The sequence below is a fragment of the Rhodococcus sp. NPDC076796 genome, from assembly GCF_040702765.1.
Classification (GTDB): Bacteria; Actinomycetota; Actinomycetes; order Mycobacteriales; family Mycobacteriaceae; genus Rhodococcoides.
Genome location: NZ_JBFBMS010000005.1, coordinates 206,748 through 223,320 on the forward strand (window position 1 = coordinate 206,748; position 16,573 = coordinate 223,320).

Annotated in this window: 19 protein-coding genes; 17 read left to right on the plus strand and 2 right to left on the minus strand. The window is 65.1% G+C overall.

Translation table 11 applies throughout. The annotated features are described in order from the left end of the window. The first annotated feature begins 2 nt into the window (after positions 1–2). From AB0366_RS18015 to AB0366_RS18040, 6 genes are all read left to right on the plus strand, one after another. A complete protein-coding gene (locus AB0366_RS18015; RefSeq protein ID WP_366245083.1) occupies positions 3–1,418 on the plus strand; it encodes an acyl-CoA synthetase in 1,416 nt (471 codons plus the stop codon). A gap of 45 nt (positions 1,419–1,463) precedes the next feature. Then, positions 1,464–2,510 (plus strand): ABC transporter substrate-binding protein, encoded by a 1,047-nt coding sequence (locus AB0366_RS18020; RefSeq protein WP_366245084.1) that lies wholly within the window; start codon positions 1,464–1,466, stop codon positions 2,508–2,510. Positions 2,511–2,558: 48 nt separating this feature from the next. Further along, a complete protein-coding gene (locus AB0366_RS18025) occupies positions 2,559–3,218 on the plus strand; it encodes an SDR family oxidoreductase (protein WP_366245085.1) in 660 nt (219 codons plus the stop codon). A 189-nt stretch (positions 3,219–3,407) separates the two neighbouring features. Continuing rightward, on the plus strand, positions 3,408–3,920 hold the full coding sequence (locus AB0366_RS18030) for an OsmC family protein (RefSeq protein WP_366245086.1): 513 nt from the start codon (positions 3,408–3,410) through the stop codon (positions 3,918–3,920). Between the two features lie 4 nt (positions 3,921–3,924). Then, entirely contained in the window at positions 3,925–5,223 is a 1,299-nt protein-coding gene (locus AB0366_RS18035) for an O-acetylhomoserine aminocarboxypropyltransferase/cysteine synthase family protein (protein ID WP_366245087.1), read from the plus strand. Next, entirely contained in the window at positions 5,220–5,705 is a 486-nt protein-coding gene (locus tag AB0366_RS18040; RefSeq protein WP_366245088.1) for a CoA-binding protein, read from the plus strand. Before AB0366_RS18035 ends, AB0366_RS18040 begins: the two co-directional genes overlap by 4 nt. A 6-nt stretch (positions 5,706–5,711) precedes the next feature. On the opposite strand, the gene AB0366_RS18045 is transcribed toward AB0366_RS18040, so the two are convergent. After that, a complete protein-coding gene (locus AB0366_RS18045; protein ID WP_366245089.1) occupies positions 5,712–6,473 on the minus strand; it encodes an SDR family oxidoreductase in 762 nt (253 codons plus the stop codon). A gap of 61 nt (positions 6,474–6,534) precedes the next feature. On the opposite strand from AB0366_RS18045, the gene AB0366_RS18050 reads away from it, so the two are divergent. The 5 genes from AB0366_RS18050 (at position 6,535) to AB0366_RS18070 (ending at position 9,865) form a co-directional block, all read left to right on the plus strand. Continuing rightward, positions 6,535–7,119 (plus strand): TetR/AcrR family transcriptional regulator, encoded by a 585-nt coding sequence (locus AB0366_RS18050; protein ID WP_366245090.1) that lies wholly within the window; start codon positions 6,535–6,537, stop codon positions 7,117–7,119. Positions 7,120–7,129: 10 nt separating this feature from the next. Further along, positions 7,130–7,561, plus strand: coding sequence for a DUF1810 domain-containing protein (locus tag AB0366_RS18055; protein WP_347871392.1), 432 nt, complete (start codon positions 7,130–7,132; stop codon positions 7,559–7,561). Between the two features lie 10 nt (positions 7,562–7,571). Next, positions 7,572–8,027 carry a 6,7-dimethyl-8-ribityllumazine synthase gene (locus AB0366_RS18060; protein ID WP_347871391.1) on the plus strand — a complete coding sequence of 152 codons (456 nt, stop codon included), beginning with the start codon at positions 7,572–7,574 and terminating at the stop codon, positions 8,025–8,027. 16 nt (positions 8,028–8,043) lie between these two features. Then, positions 8,044–8,457 (plus strand): DUF4440 domain-containing protein, encoded by a 414-nt coding sequence (locus AB0366_RS18065; protein WP_347871390.1) that lies wholly within the window; start codon positions 8,044–8,046, stop codon positions 8,455–8,457. A 70-nt stretch (positions 8,458–8,527) separates the two neighbouring features. Next, positions 8,528–9,865, plus strand: coding sequence for a DUF222 domain-containing protein (locus AB0366_RS18070; protein WP_366245091.1), 1,338 nt, complete (start codon positions 8,528–8,530; stop codon positions 9,863–9,865). A gap of 86 nt (positions 9,866–9,951) precedes the next feature. Here the strand turns inward: AB0366_RS18070 and dapD are convergent, their stop codons facing one another. Further along, on the minus strand, positions 9,952–10,905 hold the full coding sequence (gene dapD, locus AB0366_RS18075) for a 2,3,4,5-tetrahydropyridine-2,6-dicarboxylate N-succinyltransferase (RefSeq protein ID WP_366245092.1): 954 nt from the start codon (positions 10,903–10,905) through the stop codon (positions 9,952–9,954). 210 nt (positions 10,906–11,115) lie between these two features. Between dapD and AB0366_RS18080 the strand changes: the two genes are divergently transcribed. From AB0366_RS18080 to AB0366_RS18105, 6 genes are all read left to right on the plus strand, one after another. Continuing rightward, positions 11,116–11,259, plus strand: coding sequence for a hypothetical protein (locus AB0366_RS18080; protein ID WP_366245093.1), 144 nt, complete (start codon positions 11,116–11,118; stop codon positions 11,257–11,259). A gap of 46 nt (positions 11,260–11,305) precedes the next feature. After that, positions 11,306–12,250, plus strand: a complete 945-nt coding sequence (locus tag AB0366_RS18085) for a hypothetical protein (RefSeq protein WP_366245094.1) — start codon at positions 11,306–11,308, stop codon at positions 12,248–12,250. Between the two features lie 11 nt (positions 12,251–12,261). Then, entirely contained in the window at positions 12,262–13,347 is a 1,086-nt protein-coding gene (gene dapE / locus AB0366_RS18090; RefSeq protein WP_366245095.1) for a succinyl-diaminopimelate desuccinylase, read from the plus strand. Between the two features lie 10 nt (positions 13,348–13,357). After that, positions 13,358–14,128, plus strand: coding sequence for a TIGR00730 family Rossman fold protein (locus AB0366_RS18095; RefSeq protein WP_366245096.1), 771 nt, complete (start codon positions 13,358–13,360; stop codon positions 14,126–14,128). After that, entirely contained in the window at positions 14,125–14,688 is a 564-nt protein-coding gene (locus AB0366_RS18100; protein ID WP_183130512.1) for a TIGR00730 family Rossman fold protein, read from the plus strand. The genes AB0366_RS18095 and AB0366_RS18100 overlap by 4 nt, the downstream gene beginning before the upstream one ends. 92 nt (positions 14,689–14,780) lie before the next feature. Beyond that, positions 14,781–16,556 carry a long-chain-acyl-CoA synthetase gene (locus AB0366_RS18105; RefSeq protein WP_366245097.1) on the plus strand — a complete coding sequence of 592 codons (1,776 nt, stop codon included), beginning with the start codon at positions 14,781–14,783 and terminating at the stop codon, positions 16,554–16,556. The last annotated feature ends 17 nt before the right edge of the window (positions 16,557–16,573 follow it).

Genomic DNA, 16,573 nt, shown 5'->3' on the forward strand with positions numbered 1-16,573 from the left:
GTATGTACGGTAGCCATGTGCTGCTTCGTTCACTGAACCCACTCGCCGTTGCGCGAGGAGACGACATTCCCGACGCCATCACGATCGACGGAGTCTCGCTCTCCCGCGCCGATATCCTGGGCGCGGCGACGTCCGTGGCCGAGCGCATCTCGCGAGCCGACCGCCTCGCGATCTACGCGACGCCCTCGGTGAAGACGGTGCTCGCTGTCGTGGGCGCACTCATCGCCGGTGTCACCGTGGTGCCGGTTCCGCCCGACGCCGGGGTGGCCGAGCGTGAGCACATCCTCCGCGACTCGGGCGCGCAGGCGTGGCTCGGTGAAGCGCCGCCGGACACCTCCGGGCTCGAGGTCCTGCCGGTGCGTCAGCATGCACGGTCGTGGCACAGCTACCCCGAACCGCAGCCGTCCTCGGTCGCGTTCGTGCTCTACACCTCCGGTACCACCGGCCCGCCGAAAGGCGTCCTGATCTCGCGCAGTGCCATCGCAGCCGGGCTCGACGCGTTGGCGCAGGCCTGGGCATGGACGTCGAAAGACACTGTGGTGCAGGGGCTTCCGCTGTTCCACGTACACGGACTCATTCTCGGTGTCCTCGGCCCACTGCGAGTGGGCAGCCCGCTGATCCACACCGGTAAGCCGACGCCGGAGCTCTACGCAGGCGCGCGCGGATCCCTTTACTTCGGCGTGCCGACCGTATGGTCGCGCATCGCCGCGGACGAGGCCTCGGCCCGCGCCCTGGCCGGTGCCCGACTGCTGGTTTCCGGCAGTGCCCCACTCCCGGTCCCGGTGTTCGAGAAGCTGCGTGAGCTCACCGGCCAGGCCCCGATCGAGCGGTACGGCATGAGCGAAACCCTCATCACCATCAGCACCCGTGCCGACGGGGAGCGTCGAGCAGGTTCGGTGGGCCTGCCGGTCGCGGGCGTCGAGACACGGTTGCGCGGTGAGAAGGGCGAAATCCTGCCGCACGACGGCGAATCCATCGGAGCGTTGCAGATCCGCTGCCCCATGCTGTTCGACGGTTACCTGAACAACCCGGAGGCGACAGCGAAGACCTTCACCGAGGACGGGTGGTTCGACACCGGAGATGTCGCTCTCATCGAGCCCGACGGCTTCCACCGAATCGTGGGACGAGCCTCGACCGACCTGATCAAGTCCGGCGGGTATCGCGTCGGCGCAGGGGAGATCGAGACGGTTTTGCTGGGGCATCCGAGCGTCGACGAGGTCGCCGTCGTCGGTGTGCCCGACGACGATCTGGGCCAGCGCATCGTGGCGTTCGTCGTCGGTACCGATGTGCAGGATCGGGTGCTGATCGACCTGGTGGCCACCGAGCTGTCGATTCACAAGCGGCCCCGCGAGATTCGAGTGGTCGACTCCCTCCCGCGCAACGCGATGGGCAAGGTTCAGAAGAAGTTGCTCGGCTGACCTCCTCTTGACGGCATAGGTTAGGCATGCCTACTGTTCTGGGTCATGACCGCACCTGCGCCCGCATTCGCCATCCTGGCAACCCAGTTCGAGACAAGCACGATCGAGGCGGCGACGCGTCGTGAGTTCCTCATCGGCGGCGTCGCCCTCGCGGCCTTGCTGGCCGGATGCGGCACCGGTGAGGACCAGGCCTCGGGCGACGAGACGGCAGGGGACGGTTATCCCCGCACGATCGTCGACGATGCCGGTGAGTCCGTCGTGATCGACCGTCGGCCCCAGCGGGTGGCGTGTGTGGCCAACCTGTGGGATCTCGACACGGTGCTCGCGCTCGGTGTCGTCCCCGTGCAGTTCGGGGTGCGTGAAGGCTTCGCCGACATGATCGGCGCACCGGACCGGTCATGGGAGTGGCACGAGAACGCCCTCATCGAACTCGGCGGGTCGAGTGAGCGGATCTCGCTCGGCGAGTCGATCGACACCGAGCGCATCGCCGCTGCCGAACCGGATCTGATCATCGGGGACGACGGGTTGGCCGAGTCTCGTTCCCAGCTCGAATCTCTTGCCCCGGTGGTCCAGATCGCGTACTTCGACTGGCGACGCAACCTGCAGATGATCGGCGACGCACTCGATCGGCGAGATCGCGCCGACGAACTCATCGCGGACACCGAGGCGAGGATGTCCGCCGCGCTCGAAGGCCTCGACGTCGCCGGGGCCACTGTCGGTCTGATCGCCGCGTACGACACGTCGACGTTCTACGGACTCGGACACGAGTCGATCCCCGCCGTGGATCTGTTCCGGCGAGCCGGGTTCACGACGGTTGCCGCTCTGTCCGACGGCGCGACCGCCGACGCCCCGCGCCCCGAGTTCTCCGCTGAGAACGCCGACGTTCTCGCCGATGCCGACGTGCTCGTCGTCTTCGACTTCGGTTCGGCCGGGATTGTCGATACCGGACTGTTCACCTCGTTGCCGAGCGTCGCAGCGGGCCGGGTGGTGGTGCTCGAGCAAGGTGAAGTGGCTCAGGGCTTCTCGACGTTGAGCCCGCTCAATCTCGACATCTGCATCGATGTGGTCCGCCGCGCAGCCGAACTGCTCTGATGAACGCCGTCGTCAGCGAGAGTGCGAGGCGGCGGTTAAATTCGAGTGATGACCACTCTCGATGGAGCGCGCATTCTCGTATTCGGTGCCAGTGGCGGTCTCGGCGGTCCGATCGTCGAGCAGCTCGCGAAGGCCGGTGCTCGGTTGACCGTGAGCGGCCGGAGCATCGAGTCGGACCATCACACGGTGAATGCCGATCTGACGCTGCCTGATTCGGCTCGCTCGGTGGTCGCGGAGGCCGTCGAACACCACGGCGGACTGGACGGGATAGTCATCGCCGCAGGTGTCGTGGCGTTCGGGCCGGTCACCGACGTGGACGACGACACCGTCGACGAACTGCTGCTGCTCAACTATCTCGCGCCGCTACGTGTACTTCGAGAAGCGCTGACAAACCTGGACCAGGGTGGGTTCGTGCTCAACATCAGTGCCGTCGTGGCCGACAAGCCGATGCCGAACATGGGTGCGTATTCGGCGAGCAAGGCCGCGGTGACTGCACTGCTGAAAAGCGTTCGTACAGAGGCGCGTAAGTCGAAGATCAGAATCGTGGACGTGCGCCCGCCGCACACCGAGACGGGTCTTGCCACGCGGCCGATCGCCGGGCAGGCACCGAAACTACCGCAGGGTCTGACGCCGGACGCGGTGGCGGCACGGATCGTCGCTGCGATCACCGACGACGAGACCGATGTCGGCGCAGATCAGTTCTCGTAAGCTATTGTCGGCATCGTGACCGAGACACACGTGACCGACGCGGCCAGAAGGCTCGTGCGTCGTCGCACCATCGACTTCGGTCTCGTCTGCACTTCTTCCTGTTCGTAACTGTCGATCGAACCCATCCCCGACGAGCATTTCGCGCTCCTCGGGTAGTTCCGGCAACCCTCGAAACGAACAGGATCCTTCGTGACCACATCTGTGTCCCACCTCGGCGGCGTCATTGCTGCCACCGACGATGCCGTGCAGGCCGATCCGAAGAACGCCAAGGCGGTCTTCCGTGCCTCCGCCACCGCGCACGATGCCGTCGCCAGCACCGTCACGCTGGGCAAGTACAGCGTCGAGGTCGATGAACCGCCTGCCCTCGGCGGTGAGAACAAGGCGGCCAACCCGGTCGAGTACTACCTGGCGTCACTGCTCTCCTGCCAGGTGGTCACGTACCGCGTCTGGGCGGAGAAGCTCGGTATCGTCGTCGACGACATCAAGGCCAAGGCCGAAGGTGACCTCGACGTTCGCGGATTCTTCGGTTTCGACGACGACGTTCGTCCCGGGTTCGGTGAGGTACGCGTCGTCGTGACCGTCACCGGCCCCGAGTCACGGGAGCGGTACGAGGAGCTGCAGAAGGCCGTCGACGATCACTGCCCGGTGCTGGACCTGACGCGTAATCCGACCCCGGTCCACACCGTTCTCGAAACGGCCTGACGTCATGAGCGAACGGATATTCGGCCTGCGTACCAGAGCAATTCACGCCGGAGCGAGACCTGATCCTGCCACCGGTTCGCGGGCGGTGCCGATTTATCAGACGGCGAGCTACGTGTTCGAGAATTCCGCGGACGCAGGCGATCTGTTCGCTCTGCAGAAGTACGGCAACGTCTACAGCCGCATCGGAAATCCCACCGTCGCCGCCTTCGAGGAGCGCATCGCGAGCCTCGAAGGCGGCATCGGAGCGGTCGCGTTCGCCAGTGGTTTGGCGGCCGAGTTCGCAGTGTTCGCTGCGCTTGCCGGCACCGGCGATCACATCGTTGCCGCGGCCGGGCTCTACGGCGGCACGGTGACCCAGCTCGATGTGACGCTGCGCCGCTTCGGCGTCGAGACCACGTTCGTTCCCGGCACCGATCCGGCGGATTACTCAGCAGCGGTGACGGATTCGACCAAGCTGATCTACGCCGAGATCATCGGCAATCCGTCGGGCGAGATCGCCGACCTCGAGGGGCTGGCCACCGTAGCGCACGAACACGGCATTCCGTTGGTGGTCGACGCGACGATGGCGACACCGTGGCTGAGCCGGCCCATCGAATTCGGTGCCGACATCGTGATCCACTCGGCCACCAAGTTCCTCGGTGGTCACGGATCGACGCTCGGGGGAGTGGTGGTCGAATCCGGGCGATTCGATTGGGGCTCGGGCAAATTTCCGCAGATGACCGAACCGGTGGCCTCGTACGGCGGGCTGTCGTGGTGGGGGAATTTCGGTGAGTACGGCTTTCTGACCAAACTGCGCAGCGAACAGTTGCGCGACATCGGCGGCGCATTGGCTCCGCAATCGGCATTCACGTTGATCCAGGGAGTGGAAACGCTGCCGCAGCGGATGGATGCGCACGTCGCCAATGCCCGAGCGGTCGCCGAGTGGCTCGATCATGATCCGCGGATCAATTACGTGAGATGGGCAGGCCTGGAGGGACATCCGCATCACGACCGCGCAGCGAAGTACCTCCCCGCCGGCCCGGGTGCGGTGTTCGCTTTCGGAATCGACGGTGGCCGCGAGGCCGGGCAGACGTTCGTCGAGAGCGTCCAGGTCGCCAGCCACGTCGCCAACATCGGTGACGTGCGCACGCTGGTGATCCACCCGGGCAGCACCACCCACCGACAACTGAGCGACGAGCAACTCCGCGGCGCAGGTGTCGGTCCCGAGCTGATTCGCATCAGCGTCGGACTCGAAGACGTCGAGGACATTCTGTGGGACCTCGATCAGGCCCTGACATCGGCAACAGGAAAGGCGCGGTCATGAGCGAGCGCACCTGGCAGGGCCCGACCGCGCCGCAGCGGCAACGCATCCTGCGTGAGACCAAGACCGTCGCGATCGTCGGAGCGTCGAAGAACCCCTCGCGAGCGAGCTATTTCGTCAATCGGTATCTGTCCTCGACGAGCAACTACGAGATATTCCTCGTCAATCCGACGGTCACCGACATCGAGGGCGCACCCGTGTACCCGACGCTCGCCGATCTACCGAAGCCACCGGACCTGGTGGACGTGTTCCGCAAGTACGACGACCTGCCCGACGTTCTCTCCGAAGCCATTGCCGCGCAGGCGAAGACGATCTGGCTGCAGCTCGGGCTGTGGCACGAGCAGGTAGCACGCGACGGGGAGGGAGCGGGATTGAACGTCGTCATGGATCGGTGCCTCAAGATCGAGCACGCCCGATTCCACGGGGGACTGCATCTGGCCGGATTCGATACGGGAGTGATCGATTCGCGTCGTACCCGCGGTTGACCGGTCTCAGGCCTTCAGCAGGCGACCACTGATCTTCGCGGCCAACGATCGTGGGACCAAACGCACACCGCCGGCGCTGATCTTGTTGGACAGGCCGGACACGATGCTGGCGGGGGTGCGGCGAGAATCCAACGCGCGCATGGCCGTCGAGACCACCTGCTCGGAGGTCTGGAAGTTGCCAACTGCGGCGTCTTTCGACCCCACGACGTCGAAGAACTCGGTGCGGGTGGGGCCGGGGGAGAGCGCGAGAATCTTCAGCGACGACGCGCGGTGCTCGAAGGCCAACGCTTCGGTGAAGTTGAGGACGAAGGCCTTCGTTGCACCGTAGACGGCCATGTTGGGGGTGGGTTGGTACGCAGCGGTACTCGCGATGTTGATCAGCGCGCCGGTGAGGTTCGGCAGAAATGCGTGCGTCAGGTCGACCAGCGCGCTCACGTTCAGCGCGATCTCGGCGGCGACGCGCTCGGGATCCTCGTCGGCGAACCTTCCGTGCGTTCCGAAGCCCGCATTGTTGACGAGAGTGGTGGGAGTGATTCCCTTGTCTGCCAACGTGGTTCGTAGAGCTTCGCCGACGCCGGGGACGCCCAGATCCATTGCCACGACGGTAGCCGTGACGCCGTGCTCGGTTTCGATGCGACGCGCCAGGGTGTTCAGCCGATCGGTGCGTCGTGCCACGAGGACGACGTTCTCGCCGCGTGCGGCGAAGCGGGTGGCGAATTCCTCGCCGAGGCCCGAACTTGCTCCGGTGATGAGCGCTGTGGAAGTCATGGCAGCCAATGTAGGCAGTGTCAGCATTGTTGTCAACGCCAACATCGCCTAGGGTGAGCTCATGGCAACGGAGCGCTACCACCACGGTGACCTGCGTGCAGTGTTGCTCGACGAGGCCGAACGGAGCATCGCGCACGGCGGAGTCGACGCGTTGTCCCTTCGCCAGCTGGCCAGAGATGTCGGCGTCAGTCACGGTGCCCCGGCGCGTCACTTCCGCGACAAGCAAGCGCTGTTGGATGCGCTGGCGCTGCACGGTTTCGAGGAATTGAACCGCCGGATGGTCGCAGCGGCAACGGGACCCGGTGAGCTGATGGCTCGGTTCCGTGCCGTCGCCCGCGCCTACCTCGGATTCGCCGTCGAACACCCGGAGTTGCTGGACGTCATGTACAGCACCAAGCATCATCCCGACGCCAGCGAGAAGCTGAAAAGCGTTGCACACGAAAGTATGACCGCCACCGAGGCGTTGCTCAGCGAAGCCATCGCGGCCGGTGTGATCACCGAGGCTCCAACCGAGATCCTCGCGCGCGTTGCCTTCGCGAGCGTGCACGGACTCGCGATGCTGGCCACCGGCGACCTGCTCGACGGCGTCCCGACCGAGGATCTGCTCGACGCGACCGTCGACACTCTGCTGCGCGGGTTCACCTAAGTTGAACGGCATGACCGAATACGACCTGCAACGCTTCGTCGACGCCCAGGACTCCGTCTGGACTGCGGTGACGAAGGAACTGAAGGCGGGACGAAAGCAGACACACTGGATGTGGTTCGTGTTCCCGCAATTGGCGGGACTGGGGCGTAGTGCGACTGCCCAGCACTTCGGCATCGCCGATCTGACCGAGGCGGAGCTGTACCTGTCCCACGAAGTGCTGGGGCCTCGCCTGAAGAAGGCTGCGCGGATTGTGGTGTCTGTCGAGGGGCGGACGGTCGACGAGATCTTCGGCTATCCCGACAATCTGAAGTTGCATTCGTCGATGACGCTCTTCGCCGAAGCTACCAAGGGCCCGTCGGTATTCGGCGAAGTGTTGCAGAAGTATTTCGCCGGCGAATTCGATAGCCCGACACTCGACTTGCTCGACGAGCGATACCGATAGCATCGCACCCATGACCACTCCACACGCCGGATCCATTGCCTTCGTCCACGCCAGCTGGCACCTGGACATCGTCGATCGCGCGCGGGTGGGATTCGCCGCCGAACTGGAGAAGCTCGGACAGGCGCAGACGCCTATCGACGTGTTCGAGGTGCCCGGGGCCTTCGAGATCCCACTGCACGCACAGCGGCTCGCCAAGACGGGCAAGTACTCCGCAATCGTCGCCGCTGCACTGGTGGTGGACGGCGGAATCTACCGACACGATTTCGTCGAAACGGCGGTCATCGACGGTCTGATGCGCGTGCAGCTGGACACCGACGTGCCGGTGTTCTCCGTGGTGCTGACGCCACACCACTTCCACGAACACGCCGACCACAACGCCTTCTTCACTGCACACCTCGAAACCAAAGGCGCAGAAGCCGCACGGGCTGTGGTGAAAACACTGGCGTCACTGGGGGCCATCGGCTGACACAGCGGGCAATCCTGTGTTCGACGAGTATGTGGTGCTCGAGGAGCTCGAACGACGAGAGCCGATCTTCCATCGCCGCGAGTTCGGCATCACGCGTGAGGATTTCGATCGCCTGACGGACGTGGGCTTCTGGGAGGTCGGTGCATCGGGCAGGCGATACGACCGCGAGCACGTCTGGGCCGTTCTCGAAAAGCGATACGCATCGGACCCCACCGGGCAATTCGATGTCGACTGGACAGCCAGTGAATTCAGGCTCCGAGAAATTGCCTCGAATACGTATTTGCTGACCTACATTCTCGAGCAGGGCGGCCGATCCACCCGCAGGATGACGTTGTGGCAACGCCGCGCGGGTCTGTGGAAGATCCTCTATCACCAGGGCACGCCCGTATCCGATACCACACCCCACCGACAGGTTTGGAAGAACGAATAGTCAAGCAGCGCAGTAGTTTTCGATTGAATTTTGGTTGCCAGTCGAATGCGCGTTCGATACACTTGCTTCCATGACCACGGAGATCTGGCAACTGAGCGAGAGTGAACTCCTCGCCGAATCTGCCGCCGTCTCCCACCAGATTCAGCTGCTCGAAGCCCGCCGCATCGCTCTCGTCGGAGAAATCGACACCCGCGTCTCCCGCGAAAAGCTCGGCTTCCCCGGACCCGCCGGCTGGCTCACCTCCACCACCCTGCTCACCCCCAGCAAAGCCACCAAGATCGTCGCCCTCGCCCGCGGACTGAAGAACTTCCCCGACATCGCCGACGCCATCAACACCGGCAGCATCACCGTCGACCACGCCGCCCTGATCCTCACCTTCGCCGAAACCCCACCCAAGGACCTCCCCCAAGCCGGGCAGGACATGGCCCGCAAAGCGATGATCACCGCTGCCACCGGACCCGACGCGCGCACCGACCGGATCCGAGCAGCCATCACCAACCTCAACGACAGATTCGGCGGCAAGACCCCACCACCCGAGAACACCGACCGCAACGAACTCTTCGCCTCCAAGACGTTGAACGGGCGGCTGGTACTCAAGGGAGACTTCGATGCGATCACCGGCGAGAAGCTGCTCACCGCCCTGTCGCCGTTGACCGAACCCCGACCCGCCGCCGACGGCACCGAGACACTCAAAATCGCAGACGACCGCAGCCCCGCCCGACGCCGCGCCGACGCCTTCGGCCACATCCTCGACCAGTACCTTGCCTCCAGTAGCCGGCCCACCGAAGGCGGTGAACGCCCCCACCTGAACCTGCACATCAGCCTGCGCGATCTCACCGACCTCCGCGACAGTGCCGACAGAGCCGACGCCGACGACATCACCGACGACGAGAACACCCGCACTGCAGACGAATCCGATGCCGGGCCTACCGCCGATCGTGGCGCATACAGGGACATGTTCGGCGACGGCACCACCGTCGGGTGGCTGCCCTGGATGGGACCACTCTCCCGCAATACCTCTCGACAGTTGGCGTGCGACTGCGTCCTCACCGCCATCGTCATGGACGAGCACGGCAACCCACTCAACCTCGCCCGCACCGCACGCACCGTCACCGCCAAACAACGCAAAGCCCTCATCGCAAGAGATCACACCTGCGCCTTCCCCGGCTGCGGCAAACCCGCATCCTGGACAGAGGCACACCATATTTGGCACTGGGCAGACGGCGGCCCCACCGACATGAACAACCTCGTCCTACTGTGCGGATTTCACCACCGGCTCATCCACCACAGTGACTGGGAAGTGTTCATCGGCACCGACAACCACCCCTGGTTCGTTCCACCGGCCACCGTCGACCCGTACCGAAAACCCAGACCATCCCACGCACGCGCCGGCCCCCACATCGCCTGAGCCCCAGAAAAGTCTCCAGCCCCGCACCGAGAACACGGTGCGGGGCTGGAAGAGGTAGGCAGTAAGTCTGATTCGGGAATCAGCTCTCAGTCGTTGGCGTGCAATGCCGCGTTCAGTTCGACGCCGGTGCCCTTCCACGGCACCACCTCGACAACACCCGACAGCGAGTTGCGACGGAACAGCAGGTTGGACTTGCCGGACAATGTCGCCGCCTTCACCACTGTCCCATCCGGACCACTCACCTTCGTGCCTGCGGTGATGTAGAGCCCCGCCTCGACGACGCAGTCGTCGCCGAGTGAGATACCGAGCCCGGAGTTCGCGCCCAGCAGGCAGCTCTTTCCGACAGAGATGACGTTCTTGCCGCCACCGGAGAGCGTGCCCATGATCGACGCGCCGCCGCCCACGTCGGAACCGTCACCGACGACGACGCCCGCGGAGATGCGTCCCTCGACCATCGAGTTGCCGAGCGTGCCGGCGTTGAAGTTGACGAAGCCCTCGTGCATGACCGTCGTTCCGCTGGCCAGGTGCGCGCCGAGACGAACTCGGTCGGCGTCGGCGATACGAACGCCGGTGGGAACGACGTAATCGACCAGGCGCGGGAACTTGTCGACTCCGTACACGGTCACCGGGCCGCGGGCGCGCAGCTTCGCGCGCACCGTCTCGAAACCGTCCACCGCTGCGGGCCCGAAGTTGGTCCACACCACATTGGACAGGAGGCCGAACACTCCGTCGAGGTTCTGCCCGTGCGGCTGAATCAACCGGTGCGAGAGCAGATGCAGTCGCAGATATGCGTCATGGGCGTCGATCGGGGCGTCGTCGAGCGAGGCGATGCTGGTGCGTACCGCGACTACCTCGACGCCACGCGCCTCGTCCGGTCCGACAAGAGCGGCCAGCTCCTCGGGGACGTCCGAACCCTCGAGCCGGACGGTGCCGGTCTCGAAGCCCGACCCGAGCTCCGGGCTCGGAAACCAGGTGTCGAGTACTACGCCCGACGTCGTGATGTTGGCAATACCTACTGCTGATGCTCCATGTGCGCTCACGGGACGAAGAATACGCGGTGGGCCCAGTGCGGTGGGCTCGGCAACCGGCTCCGGTCGGGACTGTTCTGCTCGCAGTCTCGGGCTCGCGGATTGCGGGCGCGCCGCGATTCGGGCGCAGCGTCGGTTCGTTATCGGTTCGACTGCCGAGCGTGACCGCATCGGGATACCGGCGAACGCATCGGCGGCGGGGGAGCTGACAGAGTTTCCCCGGTGACCACACGTACCGCCGCCCGTAGCCGTGGAGTGACCTCGGTGATGGCGGGCGGTGTGTCCTTCACCGGGTTGGTGACGACCCTGGCGACGACGATCGTGCTCGGAGTCGCGCTGGGTTTGGTTGTCACAGGCGCGTGGTAGACATCGTCATCGGCTGACAGGGGGTCGCCGAGGCTGGGGGAGCGTCATGAATTCGAGCAAGTCCGCGCGCGTACGTTCGGTCGTCACGACGATTGCTGCCGCGCTGGTGGCGGCGGGCGGCGTCGTCATCGGGTCCGGCACCGCAGCCGCAGATCCCTACTGCGCCGGAGCAGGCGGGCCGTCTGCAGAGGTCGCACGGATCCCGGGGGCAGCTCTGGAAGGACTGGCGATCGACGCGTCGGGCCGGGCCTACGTCACCGACATCGTCTCCGGCCGGGTGTACCGCATCGATGCGCCGGGACAGGCCGCCTACCCCATCGCGACGGTCCCCAGCGGCGGCGGTGGCGCTCTGGCCTGGATGCCCGACGGCACCCTGCTGGTCGGCTACGGAGCCGACCCTCGCGTCTTCGTCGGAGACGTCGTCAAGGCCGCGGGGATCGTTCGGCTCGACGTGAACACTCTCACCGTCACCCCGTTCGCATCCGGTCTGAGCGCAGCCAACGGACTTGCCGTCGCCGCAGACGGAACGGTGTACGCCACCAACGACTTCGGCTCGCTGATCGGGCGGATCGGCCCCGACGGTTCGGTCGACCCGGCGTGGGCGAGCTTCCCCAGTGCCAACGGTGCGGTGCTCGACGCCGCCGATCGGTACCTGTACGTCTCGCGCACTTTCGTGAACCCGGGCGTCAGCCGGATCCCGCTCGCCGACTCCTCGGCACCGGAAAGTGTGCTCGATCTGTCGGGACTCGACGGCTTGGCAGCTCCGGACGGGCTCACCCTCGACGACGCCGGACGCCCGGTGGTGCCGCTCAACGCAGGCGGCTCCGTGGTCCGCATCGATGCGCCGGGGGCGACGTGTGTCATCGGCACCGGTACGCGGTTGACCAGCGTTGTGGCCTACGGACGCTCCGACCAGGGCTTCTCGAGCGGAAAATTGTTCGGTGCCGGCTTCGACGGCGTGGTCCGCGAGATTCCGGGATCCACGGCCTAGAGTTTTCTCCCGTGACGCTCGAACTGCATGCCGACCCGATAGACCTCACCGCGGCACTGGTGGACATCCCCAGTGTCAGTGAGGACGAATCGCGCATCGCAGACGAGGTGGAGCAGGCACTCCGTGAGCAGACCACGGGCTTCGAGATCATCCGTAGCGGCAACGCAGTGCTGGCCCGAACCAATCGCGGACTCGCGTCGAGAGTGATGCTCGCCGGGCATCTCGACACGGTTCCCATTGCAGACAACGTGCCGTCGAGGCGCGAGCACGACAGCGCCGAGGGCGACATTCTGCACGGGTGCGGAACCGTCGACATGAAGTCGGGTGACGCGGTGTTCCTGCACCTCGCCGCCACGATCGACAACCCGGCTCACGATCTGACTCTGGTGTTCTACGACTGCGAGGAGATCGCGGCCGCCCGCAACGGACTGGGCCGCATCGAACGCGAACTTCCCGAATGGCTCGCTGCCGACGTCGCGATCCTCGGTGAACCGTCCGGCGGATTCATCGAGGCCGGTTGCCAAGGGACGCTGCGGGTTCGGCTGACCGCGTCGGGAACGCGGGCCCACAGCGCTCGGTCCTGGTTGGGCGACAATGCAATTCACAAATTCGGTGCCGTCCTGAACCGGCTCGCCGCATATCGCGCACGCACCGTCGACATCGACGGCTGCGTGTATCGGGAAGGGCTGCAAGCGGTCCGGATCTCCGGTGGGGTCGCGGGCAACGTCGTTCCCGACGCGGCCGAACTCGACGTCAACTTCCGCTTCGCGCCCGATCGCAACGTCGACGAAGCCGTCGAACACGTTCGAGAGGTAGTCGAGGGACTGGATCTCGGATTCGAGGTCACCGACTCGTCGCCCGGAGCGCTTCCCGGTTTGAACCGCCCTGCGGCGGCCGCTCTCATCGAGGCCGCGGGCGGACAGTTCCGAGCCAAGTACGGCTGGACGGACGTCTCCCGGTTCTCGGCGCTCGGGATCCCGGCGGTCAACTATGGACCCGGCGACCCCAATCTCGCCCATAAGCGCGACGAACGCGTCCCGGTCGAGCAGATCACCCACGTCACACAGGTTCTCCGGAGCTACCTCACTGCCGGATAGCCTGAACGCCATGAACAGCGACCAGGGCCCAGGTAGTTCCGAGGGCCACAGCAGCGAGAAATCGGCCAAGCACAAGGGATCCGTCGTACTTCGGCGTGGCCGGAACACCGAGACCTCCACCTCGGATCAACGCCTGCTCGACGAGCGGGGACCAGGGAATTGGATTCACTCCGACACCTGGCGAGTGCTGCGTATCCAAAGCGAATTCGTCGAGGGATTCGGTGCCCTGGCCGAGGTCCCGAAGGCTGTGACCGTATTCGGTTCGGCGCGCACCCCCGTCGACCATCCCGAGTACGCCCGAGCCAGGCAACTCGGAGCCGCTCTCGCGAAGGAGGGCTTCGCCGTCATCACCGGTGGCGGGCCCGGAGTGATGGAAGGGGCCAACCGAGGTGCGAGCGAGGCCGACGGGTACTCGATCGGACTCGGGATCGAGCTGCCGTTCGAGCAGGGCCTCAACGAGTGGGTCGATCTGGGCGTCAATTTTCGCTACTTCTTCGTGCGCAAGACCATGTTCGTGAAGTACTCCCAGGCGTTCGTGTGCCTTCCCGGCGGCTTCGGTACTCTCGACGAACTCTTCGAGGCCCTGACGTTGGTGCAGACGGCCAAGGTCACCAGGTTCCCGATCGTGTTGCTGGGCAAAGACTTCTGGTCGGGACTGCTCGATTGGATCAAGACGACTCTCGTGAAAGAAGGCAAGGTGTCCGAGAAGGACCTCGAACTGATCCACTGCACCGACAGCGTCGACGAAGCTGTCCGGATCGTCCGCGAGGCCCAGCGGTGAGCGATCGCGGCACGACCGAACGCTTGCTCAGTGTCTGCGTCTACTGCGCGTCGGGTCCCGTCGACGCCTCGTTCATCGACCTGGCCGGTGAGGTTGGCACCGAGATCGGCCGCCGAGGCTGGCAGCTCGTCTCGGGCGGCGGCAACGTCTCGATGATGGGCGCGGTCGCGGCGGCGACGCGAGCAGCGGGCGGCAACACGGTCGGCGTGATTCCGAAAGCGCTCGTGCACCGCGAGGTGGCCGATGTCGACGCCGACGAGCTGATCGTCACCGACACCATGCGTGAGCGGAAGAAGATCATGGAGGACCGCGCCGACGCGTTCATCACCTTGCCGGGTGGGATCGGGACGTTGGAGGAGCTGTTCGAGACGTGGACTGCGGGCTACCTGGGTATGCACAGCAAGCCGATGGTGATGCTCGACCCATTCGGACATTTCGACGGCATGATGCAGTGGATAGAAGGTTTGCGAGAGACCGGATTCGTGCAACAACGCGCCCTCGATGCCCTGGTCAGAACGACGACTGTCGATGCAGCTCTGAATGCCTGCGCAACGTTGTGACAGGTCACCAAGCGCGGCCACCGAGTGAGATGCTCAAAGTTGTTACTCTCAAGTAGGGTAAGAAATCTCACATCGTCTTCAAAGGGGAGTTCATGGCTGTCGATGCCCGTCAGAAAATTGGAGTGACCGACCTCGCGGTCGCGTTGCCGAAAATGGTGACGGAGGTGCCTAGTCTGCTCAAGGGCCTGGCGGGATTCACCCGCAAGCCCGACCACAAAGCGTCGATCGGTCAGATCTTCCAGGACGCCGCCGCGAAGAACAGTGACCGTCCGTTCGTGCGGTTCGAGGGCGAGTCGATCACCTACCGGGACGCGAACGAGCTCGTCAACCAGTACGCCGCGGTGTTCGCGGACCACGGGGTGAAGCGCGGCGACGTCGTCGGCATCCTCAGCAAGAACCGGCCGGAGGCGCTGTTTGCCGCGCTCGCTGCCGTCAAGCTCGGCGCCACCGCAGGAATGCTGAACTACAACCAGCGCGGTGACGTACTCGAGCACAGCCTCGGCATTCTCGAGGCGAGGGTCCTCGTGCTGGACGAGAACGCACAGGAAGCCCTGGATTCGCTCGACGGAGAACCCAAGGTCGGAGCAGTACTGCCGCTGAAGAAGCTGGCCGAGCTCGCGGCGACGGCGTCGACGGCCAACCCGAAGGTCACCGCGGAGATCCAGGCCAAGGAGAAGGCGTTCTACATCTTCACCTCGGGTACCACCGGCATGCCGAAGGCCAGCCTGATGAGCCACTTCCGCTGGCTCAAGTCGATGTCCGGTCTGGGCAACATGGGTGTGCGGCTTCGCAGCAACGACGTCATCTACTGCTGCCTTCCGCTCTACCACAACAACGCGCTGACGGTGACGCTGTCCTCGGTGCTCGCGGGCGGCGCGACCATGGCCATCGGCAGGCAGTTCTCGGTGAGCAACTTCTGGGACGACGTCCGCGTCAACAAGGCCACCGCGTTCACCTACATCGGTGAGCTGTGCCGCTACCTGCTGACCCAGCCGGAGAAGCCCTCCGACCGGGACAACTCGGTGAAGCTGATCGTCGGTAACGGACTGCGCCCGGAGATCTGGGAAGAGTTCACCGAGCGATTCGGCATCTCCCGCGTCGCCGAGTTCTACGGTGCCAGCGAATGCAACATCGCGTTCATCAACGCCCTGAACATGAAGAAGACCGCAGGCATCTGCCCGCTGCCGTATGCCGTCGTCCAGTACGACGAAGAATCCGGCAAGGCCAAGCGCGGCCAGGACGGCAAGCTCCGCAAGGTCGGCAACGGCGAGGTCGGACTGCTGCTGTCCAAGATCACCGACCGGGCACCGTTCGACGGCTACTCCGACGACAAGGCCACCGAGAAGAAGATGGTGCGCGACGGCTTCAAGGAGGGCGACGCGTGGTTCGACACCGGCGACCTGGTCCGCAAGCAGGGCTTCATGCACGTCGCGTTCGTCGATCGCCTGGGTGACACCTTCCGCTGGAAGGGCGAGAACGTCGCGACCACGCAGGTCGAGGGAGCCCTCGGCGGACATTCCTCGGTCGACGGTGCCGTCGTGTACGGCGTCGACATCGAGGGAACCGACGGCAAGGCAGGCATGGCTGCGGTGACGCTGCGCGAGGGCGAGACCTTCGACGGCAAGACGATGGCCGAGCACCTCTACGACAAACTCCCGACGTACGCGGTGCCGCTCTTCGTCCGGGTCGTCGACAGTCTCGAGCAGACGTCGACGTTCAAGAGCCAGAAGGTGGCCCTGCGCAAGCTCGGCTACGAGGAAGACAGCGACAGCGACCTGTACGTGTTGCGCGGCAAGTCCGGTGGCTACGAGAAGGCGTACGACGGCTACGTCGCCGAGGTCGCAGCAGGCAAGGCCCCCAAGGGCTGAGCACTCGAAAGATGCGC